This window comes from Actinomadura sp. NPDC048021, assembly GCF_040653135.1.
Taxonomy (GTDB): domain Bacteria; phylum Actinomycetota; class Actinomycetes; order Streptosporangiales; family Streptosporangiaceae; genus Spirillospora; species Spirillospora verrucosospora.
Genome location: NZ_JBEZJQ010000004.1, coordinates 260,718 through 277,858 on the forward strand (window position 1 = coordinate 260,718; position 17,141 = coordinate 277,858).

Here is a 17,141-nt window from a genome sequence, read left to right on the forward strand (position 1 = left end):
GCGAGAATCACGGACCCGGTCATCGTGGAATCGGCCGTCCGGTTCATGATGGTACCTCATCGTTTCGGTATCTCCGCAGGTCACGAACGAGTACGGCGATCACGACCGCCGCGACGGCGGTCATGGCCACCGCGAGCGCCCGCGGGTCGGTGGGCGCGCCGGGGTCGCCGGGGGCGAACGCGCCGACCAGTCCGACCGCGAGGATCGCGCCGACATAGCGGGCGGACTGGAACACGCCGCCGACGACCCCGGCCATTCCGGCGGGTGCGCGCTCGAACATCAGCCTCTGCAGGCCGAGGTTGCACAGTCCGTACGGCACCCCGAGCACCACACCGTCGAGGACGATGGCCCACACGGGCGTCGACGTACCGAACGTGGTGATCGCGGCGACGCCGGCGAGCAGGAGCCCGCCCCCTGCCAGCAGGGGCCGCCCGACGCCGAGCCGCCGCATGACGGGCCCGCCCAGAACGGTCGCCAGGACGCTCGTGGCCGCGATCGGCATGATCAGCAGCCCGGCCCGCGCCGCGTCGAACCCGAGCGCGGTCTGCAACCACGGCGGCAGCCCGTAGAACGCGCCGTAGTAGGCCAGGTTGAACAGCACGAACGTGCCGAGCACCGGCACCAGCCCGCGTGCCGCGCCGAGCGCGCGGACGTCCACGAACGGTGCGGCGGCGCGTCGTTCCCACCACAGGAACCCGGTCCCGGCGACGACCACCGCGACCGCGCCCGGAACCGAGACCCCCGGGACGGTGAGCATCAGATGCAGCAGCCCGACCACCGCCGCCGCGAAGAGGGCGATCCCCACCGGATCGAGCGCGCGGACCAGGACCCCCGGCGCGGCCCGCCGCTCACCGGAGCCGATCAGGTGCTCGTCGGGGCCGATCGCGCGCCACGCCAGGGCCAGCGCCCCCAGCATGATCGGCAGGTTGACCCAGAAGACGGCCCGCCATCCGGCCCACGAGACCAGAAGCCCGCCGAGCACCGGGCCGACGGCCCCCGCGGTCGTGTTGACCGTCGCGACGGCGGACAGCCGCGCCGCGCCGCCATGCCGGCGGATGACGACCATCGCGCACGGGAACGCGGCCGACACGCCGGCGGCCTGCAGAGACCGGCACAGCACGAGCAGCGGCAGCGACGCGGCCATGGCCGCCCCCGCGGAGGCGAGCGCCGCCACCAGCAGCCCGGCCGAGAACAGCCTGCGCGGGCCGACGCGGTCCGCCACCCGGCCGAGCACCGGCTGGCACACGCACGCGGTCAGGTAGAAGACGGTGACGACCCACGTCGTCGTGGCCAGCGGCCGGCCCAGGTCGCGCTGGATGGGTGCGAGCGCCACCGCGACCATCGAGGAGTTGAGGGGGGCGAGCATGGTGCCGCAGAGCAGCGCCGCCAGCGCCGTCCTCGTCCCGCGCGCCGGCCGGACGGCGGTCGTCATCCCCCTGGACCGCCGGCCCGCAGCAGCAGCTTGCCCCGGACGCGGCCGTTGGCCAACTCACGCAGGGCACGCGGCCCCTGGTCGAGCGGGAGCACGTCGTGAACGTGGTGGCGCAACCGTCCGGCCGCGGCCCAGTCGAAGATCTGGCGCAGGTTCCGCTCGTGGGCCTCGCGTTCCCGCCGCACGAACTCGCCCCAGAACACCCCGACCACCGAGGAGCCCTTGACCAGCGGGATGTTCAGCCCGACTCGCGGGATGCCGCCAGAGGCGAACCCGACCACGAGGTACCGGCCGCCCCAGGCGACGGCGCGCACCGCCGACTCCGCGACCGCGCCGCCCACCGGATCGAACACCACGTCCGCTCCCGCACCGCCGGTCAGCTCCTTGATCGCGGCCTTGGCGTCACCGGTCCCGGCTGCGCCGGCCTCGCCGGTGCCCCCGTAGGAGAAGACCTCGTGCGCGCCGTACCGGCGGGCTGACTCCGCCCGCTCCGGCGTGGAAGCGCCCGCGATCACCCGGGCACCGAGCAGGTTCCCCACGTCCACGGCGGCCGAGCCGACCCCGCCCGCGGCGCCGAGCACGGCGAGCGTCTCGCCCGCGCGCAGCCCCGCCCGCTGGACGAGTGCGTGGTAGGCGGTCGAGTAGGCCACCAGGATCGCCGCCGCCTGCCGGTCGGTGACGTGCTCGGGCAGCACGGTGACGCGGTCCGCCCGGACCAGTACTGTGTCGCGGGCGCATCCGTACTCCTCGTTGCCCGCCACGCGGTCGCCGGCCCCCACGGACGTGACTCCGTCGCCGACGGCCACCACCGTCCCCGCGTACTCGCTGCCGGGGGAGAACGGCGGCTCCGGCCTCACCACGTGCGTGCCCGCGATGATCAGCGTGTCATGGAAGTTCAGCCCGACGTGGCTGACCGCGACCACGACCTCGCCCGGCCCGGGGGCGGGCTCCGGCACGTCGGCCACCTCGAGCTCCTCCGGGCCGCCGAGACGGGTGCAGATCAGGGCGCGCCCGCTCACTTCCCGCCTCCGGGGGCGAACACGACGCCCGCCGCCAGGAAGGCGTCCACCTCGTCCGCGGAGAAGCCGGCCGCGCGCAGCACGTCCCCGGTGTCCGCGCCGAGTTCGGGAGGCGCCGTGCGCAGGCCGGGCAACTCGCCGTCGTAGCGGACCGGGTGCCGCAGTACGGTCGCCCGCTCCTCGCCCACCGGGAACTCGGCGAGCAGCCCTTCGGCGGCCACCTGGGGGTCGGCGAGCACGTCGTCGTAACCGGCCACCCGCTCGAACCAGAACCCGCGCGGCTCCAGTCGGGAGGCCGCCTCCGCGTAGGTCATCCCGGCGAGCACCTCTGCCACCGCCGCCGTGTACTCCTCCCGCCGCGAACGCCTGGCATCCTGGTCGTAGCCGGTCAGCGCGGGGGAGCCGAGCGCGTCGCCGAGGTCGTCCTCCGACCCGCTCAGCGCGATCACCATCGACGCGTCCAGGAGCCGGTACACCCCGTAGGGGGCGTCGATCGACCAGCAGGCCAGTTCGGCGGGGCGGCGGACGTCCGCCCGCGTTCTGCGTCCGGAGCGGTACAGCGCGAGCGCCTCCGCCTGCAGGTCGAGCCCCGCGCCGAGCAGGCTGGACTCGACCCGCGTGCCCTCACCGGTGGTGAGCCTGCGCGCGTAGGCGGCCAGCACGCCCATCGCGAGCAGCGCCGCGCCGTGCTGGTCCACGACGGGCGCGCCGGCCGCGGTGGGCCGGTCGCCGGTGACGTCCACCAGCCCGGTACGCGCCTGCACGAGCAGGTCCACCCCCGGCCGCCCGGCCATCGGGCCGCGGGAGCCCCAGCCGCTGGCCGAGGCGTAGATGATGTCCGGCTTGATCGCGCGCACCGCCTCGTACCCGAGGCCGAGCCGCTCCAGGGCGCCGCCCCGGTAGTTCTCCAGCAGCACATCGGCCCGCTCGATGAGCGGCCGCAGCACGGTGCGGGCGTCCGGGTGCTTGAGGTCGATGGCGATCGACCGCTTGTTCCGGTTGACCGCGAGGAACGTCACGCTCTGCCCGGCGACCCGGATTCCCGCGCTGCCGATCCTGCGCTCCCACGACCCGGCGGGCGGCTCGACCTTGACGACGTCGGCGCCGAGGTCGGCCAGGTACTGCGAGGCCGCGGGCCCCTGCACGAAGTGCGAGAAACTCAGCACCCTCATCGAGCCGATCATGTGACCTCCCAGCAGCGGCGACTCCGGCAGTGCGACCGTAGGAACGAACGGTTCCGGCCCCCAACGGCGCGTTCCCGCTGGATGGAAAGCGCGCATGCCCGCGCGGGCCGCCGGCCCGACACGATGGTCACCATGGCACGAGGGTTCTCTCCGATCCGCGTCCGGCTTCCGGGGCACGCGATCAACTGCGTCGTCGTGGGCCAGGGCCCCGCGGTGCTGCTTCTGCACGGGTGGCCGCAGACCGCCCACGCCTGGCGCGAGGTGGTGCCGCTGCTCGCCGACCGGTACACCGTCGTGGTCCCCGACCTGCCAGGGTTCGGGGCCAGTTCGCGGCCGGACCGCGGCTACGACAAACGCACGGTGGCGGGTGTCCTCGCCGAGCTCATGGCCGCCCTCGAGCTGACCCGCTACCACCTCGTCGGTCACGACGTCGGCGGCCAAGTCGCCTACCCGCTCGCAGCGCTGCGCCCGGAGTCGGTGCGCAGCCTGACGTTCGTCGAGGCGGGCATCCCGGGGCTCGGCGAGAGCCTCGCGGCGGCGAACCCCCTGACCGGCGGGTCCTGGCACTTCGGCTTCAACATGGTGCCCGATCTCCCGGAGTTCCTGCTGGCCGGCCGCGAGCGCGGCTATCTGGAGTTCATGTTCCGCCGCGACACGGTCGGCCTGTACGTCACCGAGGCCATCGACGACGCGGCCATGGACGTCTACACGCGCGCCCTGGCCGCACCCGGAGCGGTGCGGGCCACCATGGGCTACTACCGGGCGCTGCCGGTCGACATCGCCGACAACCGGGAGCTGTGCGCCGCCGGGCGGCTACGGGTTCCCGCGCTGGTCGTGGGCGCGCGCCACGGCGTCGGACTCGGCTGGCTGGACACCGTCCAGGAGGCCGTCACGGACGTGTCGGCGCGCTGGGTGGAAGACTGCGGGCACTACGTGCCCGAAGAGCGCCCCGCCGAGCTGGCTCGGCTGCTGACGGAGACGTGGCAGGAAGTCGAGGCACATGATGGACACGAGTGACGTGGTACTGGTCCACGGGGCGTGGCACGGGGCCGGGCACTTCGCGGCCCTCGCCGCGGCGCTGACCGCCAGGGGCCACCGCGTCCTGGCGCTCGACCTGGCGGGCCACGGCACCCGGGCCCGCTTCCCGGCGAGCTACCTCGCCAGGGACGTCGCCGCACTGCGCACGGAGGTGTCGCCACTGGCGGAACTGGGTCTGGACGACGTGGCGGCGGACGTGGTGGCCACGCTGCGCCGGTTCACCGCGCCGCCGGTCCTGGCCGCGCACAGCATGGGCGGGGCGGTGGCCACCCGGGTCGCGGAACTGGCCCCCGAGCTGGTGGCAGGGCTGGTGTACATGACCGCGTTCGTCCCCACCTCGCTGGGGGCCGCGGGCGCCTACCTGGCTCTGCCGGAGGCGAAGACCGCGCTCGGCGCCGGGCTCTACCTGGGGGACCCCGCCGCGCTCGGCGCGGTGCGGATCGACCCGCGCAGCACCGATGCCGCCTACCAGGACGAGCTGCACGCGGCCTACTTCTCCGACCTCGACCGCTCTGGCTTCCTGGCCATGGCCGCTTCCCTCACCCCCGACCAGCCGTTGTCGTTCCTCACCACCCCGACGGGGGCCACGCCCGAGCGCTGGGGGAGCGTGCCGAGGACTTACGTCCGTACCACCCGCGACCGCGCGTTGCCCATCGCGCTCCAGGACGTGATGATCCGGCATGCCGACGAGCTGGCTCCCGCGACCGCGTTCGCCCGGACGACCCTCGACGCGGGGCACGCCGTCTTCGCCGGTGCCCCCGACGAGGTGGCCGAGATCATCCACCGTGCCCCCGCACGGGGGTGACGACTGAGCCGGTCACGCCGGAGGGCGGCCGCCCGGGACGGCGGCGAGCAACTCGCGGGTGAACGGCGCCTCCGGGGCGGTGAGCACCTCGGCGGTCGGGCCGGACTCGATGATCCTGCCGTCCCGCATCACCGCGAGCCTTCCCGCAGCGGCGGCCACCACGGCGAGGTCGTGCGAGATGAGCAGATAGGCCATCGCGTGCTTGTCCTGAAGGCGGCGCAGCAGCGCGAGGATCTGGGCCCGCGTCACCGCGTCGAGGGCGGACACCGGCTCGTCGAGCACGATCAGATCGGGCGAGGACGCCAGCGCGCGGGCGATGGCGACGCGCTGGCGCTGCCCGCCGGACAGCGCCGAGGGCCGCCGCCGGACGACCTCGGTCGGCAGGCCGACGTCCTCCAGCAGGTGCCGCACTCGTTCCCCGCGTTCTGCCCGGGTGCCCGTGCGCAGTGCCCGCAGCGGTTCGGCGATGATCCGGCCCACGCTCATGAGCGGGTCGAGCGACGTGTACGGGTTCTGCGCGACGAACTGCACCCGGCCGGTCCTGACGGGCGCGCCGGCCAGGAGCACGCTTCCGCCCGTCGGCCGGACGAGGCCGGTGATCATGCGGGCGAGGGTCGACTTGCCCGACCCCGACGCGCCGACCAGCCCGAGGGTGTCCGCCCGTTCCAGCGTGAACGAGGCGCCCTCGACCGCGACCGTGCCACCCGGGTACACCTTGCGCAGATCGCGGACCGCGAGCAGCGCTTCTCCGCCGCGCGGGACCCGCGTGGACGGCGCGGGCCCGGTCAGCGGCCGCGAGACCGAGTCGAGCAGCAGCCGGGTGTAGGCGGCCTCCGGACTGCCGAGCACCCGGTCCGCCGGGCCTTCCTCCACGACGCGGCCCTCGGTCATGACGGCCACGCGGTCCGCGCGGTCCGCGGCGACGCCGAGGTCATGGGTGATCAGGAGAACGCTCGTGCCGTCCCTGGCCGCGACCTCCTGAATGAGGTCGAGCACGGTCTTCTGCACGGTGGTGTCGAGCGCGGAGGTCGGCTCGTCGGCGATCAGTAGCGCGGGCCGTCCGGCCAGCGCCATGCCGAGTAGCACCCGCTGCCGGAAACCGCCGGAGAGCTGGTGCGGATGGCGGTCGAGCACGGCCGCCGGGTCGGGGATCCCCACCCGTCCGAGCGCGTCCTCGAGGGCAGCCGCGCCGGGCCGGGCGGTTCCGGTCAGGCGCAGGGCTTCGGCGAGCTGGGCGCGCACGGTCATCAGCGGGTTGAGGGCGGTCCCCGGATCCTGGGGCACGAGCGCGATCCGCCGTCCGCGCAGTCGCCGCCATGCCCGATCCCGCATGCCGTCCACCCGTTCGCCGCCGAAGGCGACCTCGCCACCGGTCACCCGGGCCGCGTCCGGTAGCAGCCCGGCCAGCGCGTGGGCGAGCGTGGACTTGCCCGACCCGGACTCGCCGACCACGGCCACGACCTGCCCGGGCTCCACCGTCAGGTCGGCGCGGTCCACCGCCGGGCGGCCCCGCCCGGACGGCCCGTACCGCACGGTCAGGCCGCGTACGGCCAGCAGAGGCGTCATCGTGTCTCCGATCGCGTGCGCAGGACATGCCCGAGGTGGTTGACCGCCAGCACCACGGCGACGATGACGAGACCGGGCATGGTCGTCAGCCACCACGCCGAGGCGAGGAACGGGCGCCCCGCGGCGATCAGCGAGCCCCACTCGGGCGCCGGCGGCGGAGCCCCGAAGCCGAGGAAGCTCACAGCGGCGACGGTGAGGACGGCGTTGCCGATCTCGAGCGTCGCCAGCGCGGCGAGCGGCCCCGCGGCGTTGGGCAGCACGTGGACCATCAGCACGGTCGGGCGCCCGGCCCCGCACACCGCGGCGGCCTCGACGTACCCGGATCCGCGGACCCGGATGACCTCGGTCCGCATGATCCGGGAGAACACCGCCGCCGCTGACACGCCGACGGCGACGGCCACCTGGCGCGTCCCGGGGCCGAGCATCGCCAGGACCATGAGGACGAGCAGGAACGACGGCACGGCGAGCAGGACCTCCACCGCGCGCATGATCAGACCGTCCAGCCGTCCCCGCGCGGTTCCCGCCACCAGCCCGATCGCCGAACCGGCGAGGACGGCGACGCCCACCGCGATGACGGCCGCCTGAATCGAGGGGGCCGAGCCGTGCACGACTCTGGCGAACACGTCCCTGCCCAGTTCGTCCGTGCCGAAGGGATGACCGGCCCCCGGAGGCAGCAGCCGCTCCGTGACGTCGCCGCGCAGCGGGTCGGCGGAGAGGAACAGGCCGGGAGCGAACGCCGCGGCCGTGGCAGCCAGCAGCACGAGAGCCGACGGCACGATCCCGAGCCGCCGCACGAACCTCATCCGGCACGCTCCCGCAGCCGGGGGTCCACCAGCGGGTGTGCCACGTCCACCGCGAGCGTGAGCACCGTGACGGCCGCGGTGGCCACCACGACCAGGCCCTGCAGCATGGGCAGATCCCGGGTCGTGACGGCCGACTCGATCAACCGGCCGAGACCGTTGCGTGCGAAGACCGTCTCCACCACGACCGACCCGGACAACAGCCAGCCCGCCAGCAGCGCGGTCATCGTCAGGGCGGGCATGGCGGCGTTGCGCAGCGCGTGCGCCGTCACCGCCCGCGCCCGCGACGCGCCTTTGGCCCGTGCGGTGTCGATGTACGGCTGCCGCATCTCCACCGCCAGCCGTTCGGTGAGCACCTGCGCCACGAAGGCCGATGACGGCACCGCCAGCGTCGCGGCGGGCAGTACCAGGCCGGCGAGCCCGTCCGCGCCCCTGGCGGGGAACAGCGGCAGGCCGAAGGAGAACGCCTGCAGCAGCACCAGCCCGAGCCAGAACGTCGGGACGGACAGCGACAGGCCGGGCAGCGCGCCGAGCAGGCGGCGCAGCCACACGTGCCGGGTGTGCGCGGCCGACCAGGCGATCAGGAAGCCGAGCGGGAGCGCCACCAGCAGCGCGCCGCCCGCGAGCACGAGCGTGCGCGGAGCGGCCTCGGCGATCATCGCGCCGACGCCCCGCCCCGTCTGGAAGGACGTGCCGAAGTCGCCGTGCAGGGCGCCGAGCAGCCCGTCGGCATAGCGCTCCGCCGCCGGGCGGTCCAGACCGTACTCGGCGCGCAGCCCGGCCACCCGCGCCTCGTCCACGCCGTTCTCCGGGCCGATCATGATCTGCACGGGATCGGCGGGGAGGACGTTGAAGGCCGCGAAGGTGAAGGTGTAGGCCGCCAGCACCACCGCCGCCGCCTGCATGAGGCGCCGCGCCACGAACCGGGTCATCTCAGCCCCGGATGTCCAGGAGGATGCGGTGCCCGCCGACCTCCTGGCCGGTGTAGAGCACCACGTTGCCCGGCCGGAGCCTGCCGAGCAGCGCGAGGGTCAGCGCGCGCTGCCCGCCGGTCGGGATGACGCCGCCTTCGGGCACCGCCACCTCGCCGTCCTGCCGGAGCACCGCGCATCCCGACCAGGCGTCGGCCGTGGCGGCTGCGGGGCGCGAGCCTCCCGGATCGGCGGGCCGGGCGGCGTAGCGGTGGCCGCGCAGCGCACGTCCGAGGTCGGCCGTCCACTCGTGGCCGTCGAAGCCCACCACCAGGCTGAGCGTGCGCGGACCGGATGGTCCGGGGGGTCCGGGCACCAGCCGGTCGGTGAGGCCGACCACCTCGACGTCGCCGATCGCTCGCGCCGGGACGGACAGCGTGTTCGTCGGCTCCCCGTCCTCCTGTCCTTGAACGAAGTACACCGTGTCCTCGGCGACCAGGGTCCCCTCGTGCCGGCTCAGCAGATACGCCGGTCCGAGCAGTTCGCCGCCGAGGGCGACCGGCGGCAGGACCACCGCGCCCTCGTGCTGGAACCCGTAGGCCCCCTCGGCGTGCCCGCCCGTCACCGCCTCGGCGGCGAACCGCACGATCGCCGCGTGGGCGATCCGCCGGGTCATCACCTGGACGGCGAACCAGTCGCGGGCTTCCTGGAGCCTGGTCAGTCCGTCGGCGTCGGCGAGCACCCGCACCTGGGACGGATCTGTGAACGGGATGAGGGCGTCCCGCAGGAGCACGAGCTGCCACAGCCACTCGTTGTAGAGATTGCGCGCAGCGTGCATGCCGGAACCGTTGATGAGGCGTTCGACCACCGGGGGAGTCCAGGCGTAACCCACGCAGCTGCTGTGGATGTCCGTTACGCCGGGTGTTCCGGACGTACTCCGCACCAGGTCCAGGATCATCTCGGACACCGCGACGGCGTTCTCCCGCAGCTCGCCCCTGACGCCCTGGTCGGCGAGTCCGGCGTCCAGCCGCAGCGTCGCGTAGGGGCCGGAGGTGCTCATGCTGGCCTCGAGCCCGGCGATGAAGTCGGTCCTGGCGGCCTCGGCGCCGCCCGCGGCGGCGACCGCCGACTCCAGCAGCGTGCTCGCGGCGGCGACGAAGGTCGCGGGGTCCACCGCGCGGCCCCCGGCGAAGTCGTTCCAGGTCATGCCCGCACCTCCGCGTCCTGGAAGATCGGCCGCCCGGACGCGTCGAGACGAACCCCTCTCACCTGCTCCGCCAGGCCCACCGACGAGGCCTGCTCGAAGAGCGGGATGCCGTGCCCGCCGGAAAGGATCGCCTCGGCCGCGGCCTCCACGGCGCGGGAGCGCTCGGTGGGATCGAGCACCGTGGCGATCCGGGCGATCCTGCCGTCCACCTGGTCCGGCCGGGTGCGCCGGAGCGGGTTCGCGCTTTCCACCGGGTACACGCTGGCCAGGACCGTGGGGTCGCCCCTGGTCACCGCCCAGGAGACGAAGTCGTAGTCGCCCGAGGACTGCCGGGCGCTGTTGGTGGCGTCGTCGAGCGGTGTCGGCCGCAGTTCGATCCCGACGTCGGCGAGCTGCTGGGCCATGAGCTGGTACACCGAGCCGTAGGGCTCGTTGGCCGAGTAGACCAGGGTGAACGACAGCCGCTGCGACCCCTTGGCGCGCACGCCGCCGGGACCGCGCCGGTAACCGGCCGCGTCGAGCAGCCGGGCCGCCTCGTCAGGCGCGTACGCCAGATCGGCGGAGCGATCGGCGTAGCCGGGCGTGGTGCTGGCGAGCACGTCGGTCGCCGGACGTTCACCCGCTGCGAGCAGCGCCGCGAACCGCGACCGGTCGAGGGCGGCGCCGATCGCCCGGCGCACGCCGGGATCGCGCAGCGCGGGCCGCGACTCGTTCGGCAGCAGCGTGAACACGATGCCCGGACGGGCGGCGGACAGCAGCTGGGGTCCCTTCCTGCCGAAGGAACGCTGGTCCTGCTGGAGCACCTGCAGGTCGGCGTCGAGCTGCCCGGAGAAGAGGCTGCCGTGCCTGGCGCTCGGGTCGGTGACGATGGCGAAGGTCAGCTCGCGTATGCGCGGGACGCTCTTGTGCGCGGCCAGCCGGCTCGCCCAGGCGTATCCGGTGCGCGCGGAGAGCCGCACCTCCTCATTGAGCGCGACCCGGCCGAGCACGAACGGCCCGGAGCCGGCGAGAGCACCCGCGCAGCGCTGCTCGGGAGTCTTCTTGAGCGTGCCCGGAGAAAGGATGCCCAGCGTGACCATCGAGGTGGCCTGGAGGAACTGCGCGCTCGGGGCGCCGAACCGGACCTCGACGGTCTTCGCGTCAAGAGCGGAGGCCCCTTCGTACCCGGCCAGGTAGCCCGAACCGAGTGGGGACCGCGCGCCGAGCCTGGAGATGTCGTCGAGGTTGGCGACGACCGCGGCGGCGTCCAGCGGCGCGCCGTCGCTGAACGTGACGCCGTCGCGCAGAGTGAAGGTGAACCGCTCGGCCCGCTTGTCGACCTTCCATGACGTCGCGAGCCACGGCACGATCTTTCCGGTGCGCGGATCCTGGTCGGTGAGCGAGTCCACGAACTGGCGTGACACCTGCAGGTTGGGCGTCTGCGGGGTCTGGTGCGGGTCGAGGCAGCTCACCGGGGCGGCGAGCCCTGCCGTGAAGGAGTCCGGAGGCCGCCCGGCGTCCGCCGTCGCGCAGGCTGCGAGCAGGACGGTGCCGCTTGCGAGGAGAGAGGTCAGTCGAAGCACGGGATCAGTCTGCGAACCCGCCGCCGTGATCCCGGCATCCTCGTTCCCGCTGGACGGGAAGCGGGCGGGATTTCCGCCCAATGGAACCCGAGCGTTCAGGTTCAACGGCCTCACCGAAGGTGAGCTTCCCGGCCACGAACATCAACTCCTGGCCCTGCTGCCTGACAACACCGGGTCGGCCAATACCAGACTCCCCGCAGCGCAACCTTGATGGGCTCGCCCCAATCTGTGCTGGACGCTGGCACTCAGCCCCATCCAGGGCCGCCCGAAAGGTGCCTCCACTGCTTCCTAGCCGCCTACGGCCCGACCGGGGTCGCCTCCAAGGTGCGACGGGGGGCGCATACGTGCGGCTCGCCATCCGACTACCTCGACGCGGTGGAGTCGGCCTGGGATCGGTGGGGGCGGTCGGAGGAGTCGCGAAGGCTGAGCGCGACGAGGAGGGTGAGGACGATCCCGCCGGCGATGACGAGAACGGCGGTGCGTATGCCTTCGGCGGTGGCGACGCGCAGTTCTTCTCCGCTGAGCCCCTCGGTACCGGCGTTGGCGACGAGAACAAGTGCGGCGAGGCCGACGACGGCGCCGACCCCGGAACTGGTGGAGGCCATACCGGAGGCGACCCCCTGCCGGTGGTCGGCCACCCCCGTACCGGCGGCGATGAACATCAGGGTGAATACGACACCGTCCCCCAGGCTGACCGCGACGAGACCCGGCACGAGCGCGACATAGGAGCCGTCGGCCGACAGGGCCAGGCCGACGCCGACCGCCCCGGCCGCACCGATCGCGAGCGCGGCGACGAGAGTACGCCTCAGCCCGAAGCGCGTCACCGTCTGACCGGCGAACGTCGAACCCGCCACCACCACCGCGGTGGGGAGCAGAAAGGCCGCGCCGGTCTGCAGAGGGTCATAGCCGCGGACGTCCTGGAAGTAGATGGACAGGAAGTACAGGAGGGCTCCGAATGTCGCCGTGAACATGAAAGCGACTACCAATGCCACGCCCAGAACGCGGTTGGCGAGAAGCTTCACGGGGACAAGGGGGTCGGGACTGCGCCGCTCGACGACGGCGAACACCGCGAATAGCAGGAGCCCCGCGGCCGCCATGCCGACGGTCCAGGGCGAGTCCCAGCCGAGAGCCGGTCCCTGGACCAGGGAGAACATCAGAAGCGTGACCGCGCCGGTGGAGCCCAGAGCTCCCGGCAGATCGAACACCCGTCCCACCGTCCGCGACCCGTCCGGTGCGAGAAGCCGAAAGGCCGCGATGAGCGCTCCACCCGCCAGGGGGACGTTGACGAAGAACACCGCCTCCCACCCGAGCATGCGGGTGAGCGCCCCGCCGAGCAGCACACCGACTACCAGCCCGGCTGCGCCGGAGCCGCCCCAGACGCCCAGCGCGCGGTTGCGGTCGCGCCCCTCCGCGAAGGCGGTGTTGATGATCGCCAGCGTGCTGGGGAAGACCAGTGCCCCGCCGAGCCCCTGAACGGCTCGGGCCGCCAACTGCGGCCCTGGACCGGTGGCGAGCCCGCCCGCCAGCGAGGCCACCGCGTACAGCGCGAGCCCGGTGGCCAGCATCCGGCGTCTGCCGAGCAGGTCGGCGGCGCGCCCGCCCAGCAGCAGGAATCCGCTGGAGGCGACGGCGTAAGCGCTGACCACCAACTGGAGTGTCTGCGCCGAGTACCCGAGCTCGCGGCCGATATCCGGCAGCGCGACGACGACGATGTACTGATCGAGAGAAACGATCAGCATCGCGAACGACAGCAAGGCCAGCGCAGCCGTCTTGGAGCGACCAGGACGCCGAGCGTTCCGGTCGCGGACTTGTGGTCGATCAAAGGTGTCATGCATGGCGGCACTCCCGTGGTCCGCTCTGGTCGCCCACGATCACGGGTGGTGACGCGGTGCGGTCGATCCCCTGTACTGTACGCACCAGTTCAGTTGAACTCAACCGTACAGTTCATATTTCGGTAGGCTGGACGTCGACGACGAAGGAGCGACGATGCCAGCACCCTCTCAGCGCAGCGAGTCTCCGCGCGTTCTCACCGGGGACCGGGCGGCGCGCAAGCGACAGGTGATCATTCAGGCGGCCCGGTCGGCATTCGTCCGGGATGGGTTCGATGCGGCGATGGACGCCATCGCCGCCGAGGCGGGTGTTTCCAAGGTCACCGTCTACAACCACTACGGCAGCAAGGAGACCCTCTTCATCGCCGTCATCGGCGACGCCCTGCAGGAAGCCCTCGCCGACGCCATCTCAGGCACCGCGCAGCGGCTGGGAGAGTCCGATGACCTGCGGAGCGCACTCAAATGGACCGCCCGGGCATGGGTGGAAAGCATGACCTCCCCCGACATGGTGGCCCTGCGCCGCCTCGTCGCCGGCGAAGTCCGCCGATTCCCGGAACTCGGCGAAGCCTGGCGCCATCACGGCCCCGACCGCGCTCGCCCTGCCCTGGTGGCGGCGTTCGAACGCCTCATCGCCGCCGGTCGGCTGACCATGCCGGACGTGGAGACCGCCATACTCCAGCTCTATTCGCTCGTGCTCTATCCGCATCTGGTCCACGGCACCTACGGAACGACGCTCGACCCGCACACGACCGAACGACTGATCGACTCCGGAGTCGACATGTTCCTGGCTTACTACGCCTACCGCGCCGCCACAGCCTGAGCACGTCGACGGTCACGGGCTCCTCCCGAACAGCACACTCAACGCCTGCGGGTCGCAGCCGGGCGCGGGCGGTGGAGGCGCCGCCTTCTCCCGCTGCTCGGCGGCGCGGGCGTGACGGGCCAGGACACCGGCGATCACCTGGTCTTGTCCGGTTCGGATCCATCCACCAGCGCTCCTCACCGGTGCCGCCCGTGGCGGCGATGCGGGCCGTGTGCTCGGAGCGGCGGGGCGCCCGGATCGCGCCGGTGAGCTGTTCGATCTCAAGCGCGTACTCGACGGCGGTGCTGTCGGGGACGTCGGTGTCGGACCAGCCGATCGGGTCGACCTTGGCCACGGTGAGGCCGACCTGCATCGCGAGCTCCTTGTACTCGGCGGTGTGGTCGCGAACCTGACCGCCCGCGCCACTGCGATGCTCGAAGGATCTGGCCGCCTGCACGACTACATCACCGACCCGGCCCCATGACCACAACCGGCACTGGGCCTCGACAGGCCGGCGGCCGCCTGCGATAAACGAACCCGACCGTCGTCAAGCAAGTAATGGTGTAATCATGGAAACCCTTTTCGAGCACGCCGGCGGGCACGAAGGCCTCCGCAGGTTCATCGACCTGTTCTATTCCAGCCTCCTGGCCGACCCCCTGCTCCAGCCCCTCTTCGGCGAGGGCCAGCCGACCCACGTCGATCGCCTGACCGCCTTCACCGCCGAGACTTTCGGCGGCCCTGACACCTTCACGCGCGAGATGGGCGGCTTCTCCCACCTCATCGACGTCCACCGCCACCTGAAGATCACCGAGGAGCAGCGGCTCCGGTTCGTCGAGCTGTACATGGCGGCCGCCGACGCCGCCGGGCTCCCCGCCGACGCCCCCTTCCGGCAGGCGCTGCGCGAGCACGTGGAGTTCGGCACCGAGGTCGCCATGCGCAACTCCCACGCCCGTACCGACGACGAACTGCACCCGCTGCGCGAGGTCCCCCGCTGGGACTGGCCCACCCCCTGACAGCCGGCGGCCATGGGCATCCGAAACACGCCCGGTTATCGTGACCGCATGCCAGGTTGACGCTAGAGACACCGTGATTCTCCGCGGCCCCGCGCCCCGCCGCCTTCGTCCGCACCTCGATCCGGACGAAGACCAGCAGCAGGGAAGGGCCATGGAGATCAGGAGAATAAGATTGCAATTTCGCCAGGCGCGGCGTTTGCTCGGATCGCCCTATTCTTCAGGGCAGCCGATCGACTTAGTTCGTGGCAGACCTGGCACGTCGATTCCGAGTGCCGTCCCTCGGACCTCATCGCCACCCATCATGGTGTGCCTGGTGAACTCGCCGCTGAAATCGAGCGGGGTGCCGTCCTGCTAGGCGCTCAGAATCGCCTTCCCCCCGAGGACCGACTCGCGCATCCGGGCGGTCGGCCTGCTCCAGGTCGAGCCGTACCGGTTCTCGATGTGCGACCTGACCTGCGAGCCCAGCCCGAGCCGGAACCGGCCCTTGCTGAGCAGTTGCAGGTCGTAGGCCATGTTGGCCAGGTTCATCGGGCTGCGGGGATCGCGATCGCGACGGTGGTCATCAGGTCGGGCGGCGGTAGGTCCGACGAGCCGGCCGCGACGATCAGCGGCAGGAACACATCGTGCGGGCCCTCGAACGTGAACAGGCCGTCCACCCCGGCGGCGATCAGCGTGCGGGTGCGCTGCGCCGCCTCGTCCGGCGGCCCGTTCAGTTGCACATCCAGCTTCACTGGCCGATCTCCATTCCGCGCAGAGCCGAGTGTTCACCGGTGAGGGTCGAGGACGCCGCAACAAGCTTCGCCCCCAAGCGAGCCGGCGGGAAGAGGCCGGGCTCGCCCCTCGGGTGGAGTTGAACGCCTCGCCGGCAACGTTGTCCGACGCGCACCCGGTTCCGCCCATCGGCTGGACCACGCCCAAGGTGCGGCAGGCCGCCGCCGTCCCTGACCTGCTCTTCGGCGTGCCTAGAGTGGGCCTGATCCGGCCAGCGGACTCCGTGATGGCACGGTGGTCCCCGATGTCGGCCGTAAATACGCTGAGTCCCGTTGTGAGGTGACCAGCGTACGGAGGGACATGTTCTCCCACGGACACGCCGATGATCCTGTGGCGATGCGACGCGATCTGGTCAAGCAGTTGGCCCTCCTCCTCATCGACTGGGAGCACCGGCAGGGGCGGGCGGTGGACCGCGCGGACCTGGCCCGGCGGATCAACGTCTCCCGGAGCAGCCTCTACGCCTACCTGAACGGCACGACGCTGCCGTCCACCGCCGTCTTCGACCAGCTGCTCACCGCGCTGGGCACGGATGCCGAGCGGCAGCGCCGGCTGAGCACGCTGCGCGACGACATCGAGGCGGTGCCGCAGCGCGGAGCGCGCGGTGCCGTGCCTCCCGCACCGCGCCAGCTCCCGTGCGTGACGGAACGGTTCGCCGGGCGCGGCGCCGAACTCGACCGGCTTGCGCACCTCCTGGAGAAGCCCGGCGGCGTGGCGACGGTCATCGTCGCCATCGATGGAGCGCCCGGGGTCGGGAAGACCACGTTGGCCTTGTGGTGGGCGCACCAACTGAAGGAGCGCTACCCGGACGGCCAACTCCACGTCGACCTGCACGGTTTCGAGCAGGATGGACCGCTCGACCCGGGCGAGGCGCTGCATCGGTTCCTGCACGCTCTGGGTGCTGCCCCGGAGGCGATTCCGGACGACCTGGACGGCAAGAGCGCGCTCTACCGCACCCTGCTGGCCGACCGGAAGATGTTGGTCGTGCTGGACGACGCGAGGTCGTCCGACCAGGTCCGGCCGCTGCTGCCCGGCGCCGGCCACTGCCTGGTGATCGTCACCAGCCGGGACCGGCTCGACGGCAACCGGTCGGCGGCCGTCCTGACGGCCACCCGCCCACTCTGAGCATCCCTCGGTGCGCTCGCGCACACGAACGCGAATACTGCCCGCAGGTAAAGCGTGGTGGCGCAGGTCACACTGTCGCCGCG

Annotated in this window: 18 protein-coding genes; 6 read left to right on the forward strand and 12 right to left on the reverse strand. The window is 72.5% G+C overall.

Translation table 11 applies throughout. The features are described 5' to 3' along the window. Positions 1-43: 43 nt before the first annotated feature. Genes AB0C87_RS09385 through AB0C87_RS09395 form a run of 3 tightly spaced genes read right to left on the reverse strand, consistent with a single transcriptional unit; the run spans position 44 to position 3,623 of the window. A complete protein-coding gene (locus AB0C87_RS09385; protein WP_360577055.1) occupies positions 44-1,432 on the reverse strand; it encodes an MFS transporter in 1,389 nt (462 codons plus the stop codon). After that, the gene (locus AB0C87_RS09390) at positions 1,429-2,451 is read right to left on the reverse strand and encodes an NADPH:quinone oxidoreductase family protein (protein WP_360577056.1); all 1,023 of its coding nucleotides are present in this window, start codon (positions 2,449-2,451) and stop codon (positions 1,429-1,431) included. The genes AB0C87_RS09385 and AB0C87_RS09390 overlap by 4 nt, the downstream gene beginning before the upstream one ends. Continuing rightward, entirely contained in the window at positions 2,448-3,623 is a 1,176-nt protein-coding gene (locus AB0C87_RS09395) for a CoA transferase (protein ID WP_360577057.1), read from the reverse strand. The genes AB0C87_RS09390 and AB0C87_RS09395 overlap by 4 nt, the downstream gene beginning before the upstream one ends. 144 nt (positions 3,624-3,767) lie before the next feature. On the opposite strand from AB0C87_RS09395, the gene AB0C87_RS09400 reads away from it, so the two are divergent. Both AB0C87_RS09400 and AB0C87_RS09405 read left to right on the forward strand, forming a co-directional pair. After that, complete coding sequence (locus AB0C87_RS09400) at positions 3,768-4,652, forward strand: alpha/beta fold hydrolase (RefSeq protein ID WP_360577058.1); 885 nt, start codon at positions 3,768-3,770, stop codon at positions 4,650-4,652. Beyond that, the gene (locus tag AB0C87_RS09405; RefSeq protein WP_360577059.1) at positions 4,636-5,478 is read left to right on the forward strand and encodes an alpha/beta hydrolase; all 843 of its coding nucleotides are present in this window, start codon (positions 4,636-4,638) and stop codon (positions 5,476-5,478) included. Before AB0C87_RS09400 ends, AB0C87_RS09405 begins: the two co-directional genes overlap by 17 nt. Before the next feature lie 12 nt (positions 5,479-5,490). On the opposite strand, the gene AB0C87_RS09410 is transcribed toward AB0C87_RS09405, so the two are convergent. The 6 genes from AB0C87_RS09410 to AB0C87_RS09435 form a co-directional block, all read right to left on the reverse strand. After that, on the reverse strand, positions 5,491-7,044 hold the full coding sequence (locus AB0C87_RS09410) for an ABC transporter ATP-binding protein (RefSeq protein ID WP_360577060.1): 1,554 nt from the start codon (positions 7,042-7,044) through the stop codon (positions 5,491-5,493). Continuing rightward, positions 7,041-7,847 (reverse strand): ABC transporter permease, encoded by an 807-nt coding sequence (locus AB0C87_RS09415; protein ID WP_360577061.1) that lies wholly within the window; start codon positions 7,845-7,847, stop codon positions 7,041-7,043. The genes AB0C87_RS09410 and AB0C87_RS09415 overlap by 4 nt, the downstream gene beginning before the upstream one ends. After that, a complete protein-coding gene (locus AB0C87_RS09420) occupies positions 7,844-8,776 on the reverse strand; it encodes an ABC transporter permease (protein WP_360577062.1) in 933 nt (310 codons plus the stop codon). Before AB0C87_RS09420 ends, AB0C87_RS09415 begins: the two co-directional genes overlap by 4 nt. A 1-nt stretch (position 8,777) precedes the next feature. Beyond that, positions 8,778-9,962, reverse strand: a complete 1,185-nt coding sequence (locus AB0C87_RS09425; RefSeq protein ID WP_360577063.1) for a hypothetical protein — start codon at positions 9,960-9,962, stop codon at positions 8,778-8,780. Next, entirely contained in the window at positions 9,959-11,524 is a 1,566-nt protein-coding gene (locus AB0C87_RS09430) for an ABC transporter substrate-binding protein (RefSeq protein ID WP_360577064.1), read from the reverse strand. Before AB0C87_RS09430 ends, AB0C87_RS09425 begins: the two co-directional genes overlap by 4 nt. A 362-nt stretch (positions 11,525-11,886) precedes the next feature. Further along, the gene (locus AB0C87_RS09435; protein ID WP_360577065.1) at positions 11,887-13,263 is read right to left on the reverse strand and encodes an MFS transporter; all 1,377 of its coding nucleotides are present in this window, start codon (positions 13,261-13,263) and stop codon (positions 11,887-11,889) included. Positions 13,264-13,510: 247 nt separating this feature from the next. Between AB0C87_RS09435 and AB0C87_RS09440 the strand changes: the two genes are divergently transcribed. Further along, positions 13,511-14,173 carry a TetR/AcrR family transcriptional regulator C-terminal domain-containing protein gene (locus AB0C87_RS09440; protein WP_360577066.1) on the forward strand — a complete coding sequence of 221 codons (663 nt, stop codon included), beginning with the start codon at positions 13,511-13,513 and terminating at the stop codon, positions 14,171-14,173. A 12-nt stretch (positions 14,174-14,185) separates the two neighbouring features. Here AB0C87_RS09440 and AB0C87_RS09445 read toward each other — a convergent pair whose 3' ends face one another. Further along, positions 14,186-14,311, reverse strand: coding sequence for a hypothetical protein (locus AB0C87_RS09445; RefSeq protein WP_345174167.1), 126 nt, complete (start codon positions 14,309-14,311; stop codon positions 14,186-14,188). Between the two features lie 73 nt (positions 14,312-14,384). On the opposite strand from AB0C87_RS09445, the gene AB0C87_RS09450 reads away from it, so the two are divergent. Both AB0C87_RS09450 and AB0C87_RS09455 read left to right on the forward strand, forming a co-directional pair. Continuing rightward, positions 14,385-14,636: a hypothetical protein gene (locus tag AB0C87_RS09450; RefSeq protein WP_360577067.1), complete on the forward strand. Its 252-nt coding sequence runs from the start codon at positions 14,385-14,387 to the stop codon at positions 14,634-14,636. 85 nt (positions 14,637-14,721) lie between these two features. Continuing rightward, positions 14,722-15,165 (forward strand): group II truncated hemoglobin, encoded by a 444-nt coding sequence (locus AB0C87_RS09455; RefSeq protein WP_345174164.1) that lies wholly within the window; start codon positions 14,722-14,724, stop codon positions 15,163-15,165. 351 nt (positions 15,166-15,516) lie between these two features. Here AB0C87_RS09455 and AB0C87_RS09460 read toward each other — a convergent pair whose 3' ends face one another. Both AB0C87_RS09460 and AB0C87_RS09465 read right to left on the reverse strand, forming a co-directional pair. Next, complete coding sequence (locus AB0C87_RS09460) at positions 15,517-15,693, reverse strand: LLM class flavin-dependent oxidoreductase (RefSeq protein WP_360577068.1); 177 nt, start codon at positions 15,691-15,693, stop codon at positions 15,517-15,519. Next, positions 15,690-15,896 carry a hypothetical protein gene (locus AB0C87_RS09465; RefSeq protein WP_345174159.1) on the reverse strand — a complete coding sequence of 69 codons (207 nt, stop codon included), beginning with the start codon at positions 15,894-15,896 and terminating at the stop codon, positions 15,690-15,692. The genes AB0C87_RS09460 and AB0C87_RS09465 overlap by 4 nt, the downstream gene beginning before the upstream one ends. 376 nt (positions 15,897-16,272) lie before the next feature. On the opposite strand from AB0C87_RS09465, the gene AB0C87_RS09470 reads away from it, so the two are divergent. Beyond that, positions 16,273-17,058 (forward strand): helix-turn-helix domain-containing protein, encoded by a 786-nt coding sequence (locus AB0C87_RS09470; protein ID WP_360577069.1) that lies wholly within the window; start codon positions 16,273-16,275, stop codon positions 17,056-17,058. Positions 17,059-17,141 lie beyond the last annotated feature (83 nt).

Bases quoted from the DNA above. Each gene is read 5' to 3' on its own strand.
- AB0C87_RS09385 (WP_360577055.1), bottom strand. From the start codon at position 1,432: ATGACGACCGCCGTCCGGCCGGCGCGCGGGACGAGGACGGCGCTGGCG.
- AB0C87_RS09395 (WP_360577057.1), bottom strand. From the start codon at position 3,623: ATGAGGGTGCTGAGTTTCTCGCACTTCGTGCAGGGGCCCGCGGCCTCG.
- AB0C87_RS09400 (WP_360577058.1), top strand. From the start codon at position 3,768: ATGGCACGAGGGTTCTCTCCGATCCGCGTCCGGCTTCCGGGGCACGCG.
- AB0C87_RS09405 (WP_360577059.1), top strand. From the start codon at position 4,636: ATGATGGACACGAGTGACGTGGTACTGGTCCACGGGGCGTGGCACGGG.
- AB0C87_RS09410 (WP_360577060.1), bottom strand. From the start codon at position 7,044: ATGACGCCTCTGCTGGCCGTACGCGGCCTGACCGTGCGGTACGGGCCG.
- AB0C87_RS09415 (WP_360577061.1), bottom strand. From the start codon at position 7,847: ATGAGGTTCGTGCGGCGGCTCGGGATCGTGCCGTCGGCTCTCGTGCTG.
- AB0C87_RS09420 (WP_360577062.1), bottom strand. From the start codon at position 8,776: ATGACCCGGTTCGTGGCGCGGCGCCTCATGCAGGCGGCGGCGGTGGTG.
- AB0C87_RS09425 (WP_360577063.1), bottom strand. From the start codon at position 9,962: ATGACCTGGAACGACTTCGCCGGGGGCCGCGCGGTGGACCCCGCGACC.
- AB0C87_RS09435 (WP_360577065.1), bottom strand. From the start codon at position 13,263: ATGCTGATCGTTTCTCTCGATCAGTACATCGTCGTCGTCGCGCTGCCG.
- AB0C87_RS09440 (WP_360577066.1), top strand. From the start codon at position 13,511: ATGCCAGCACCCTCTCAGCGCAGCGAGTCTCCGCGCGTTCTCACCGGG.
- AB0C87_RS09455 (WP_345174164.1), top strand. From the start codon at position 14,722: ATGGAAACCCTTTTCGAGCACGCCGGCGGGCACGAAGGCCTCCGCAGG.
- AB0C87_RS09460 (WP_360577068.1), bottom strand. From the start codon at position 15,693: ATGAACCTGGCCAACATGGCCTACGACCTGCAACTGCTCAGCAAGGGC.
- AB0C87_RS09470 (WP_360577069.1), top strand. From the start codon at position 16,273: ATGCGACGCGATCTGGTCAAGCAGTTGGCCCTCCTCCTCATCGACTGG.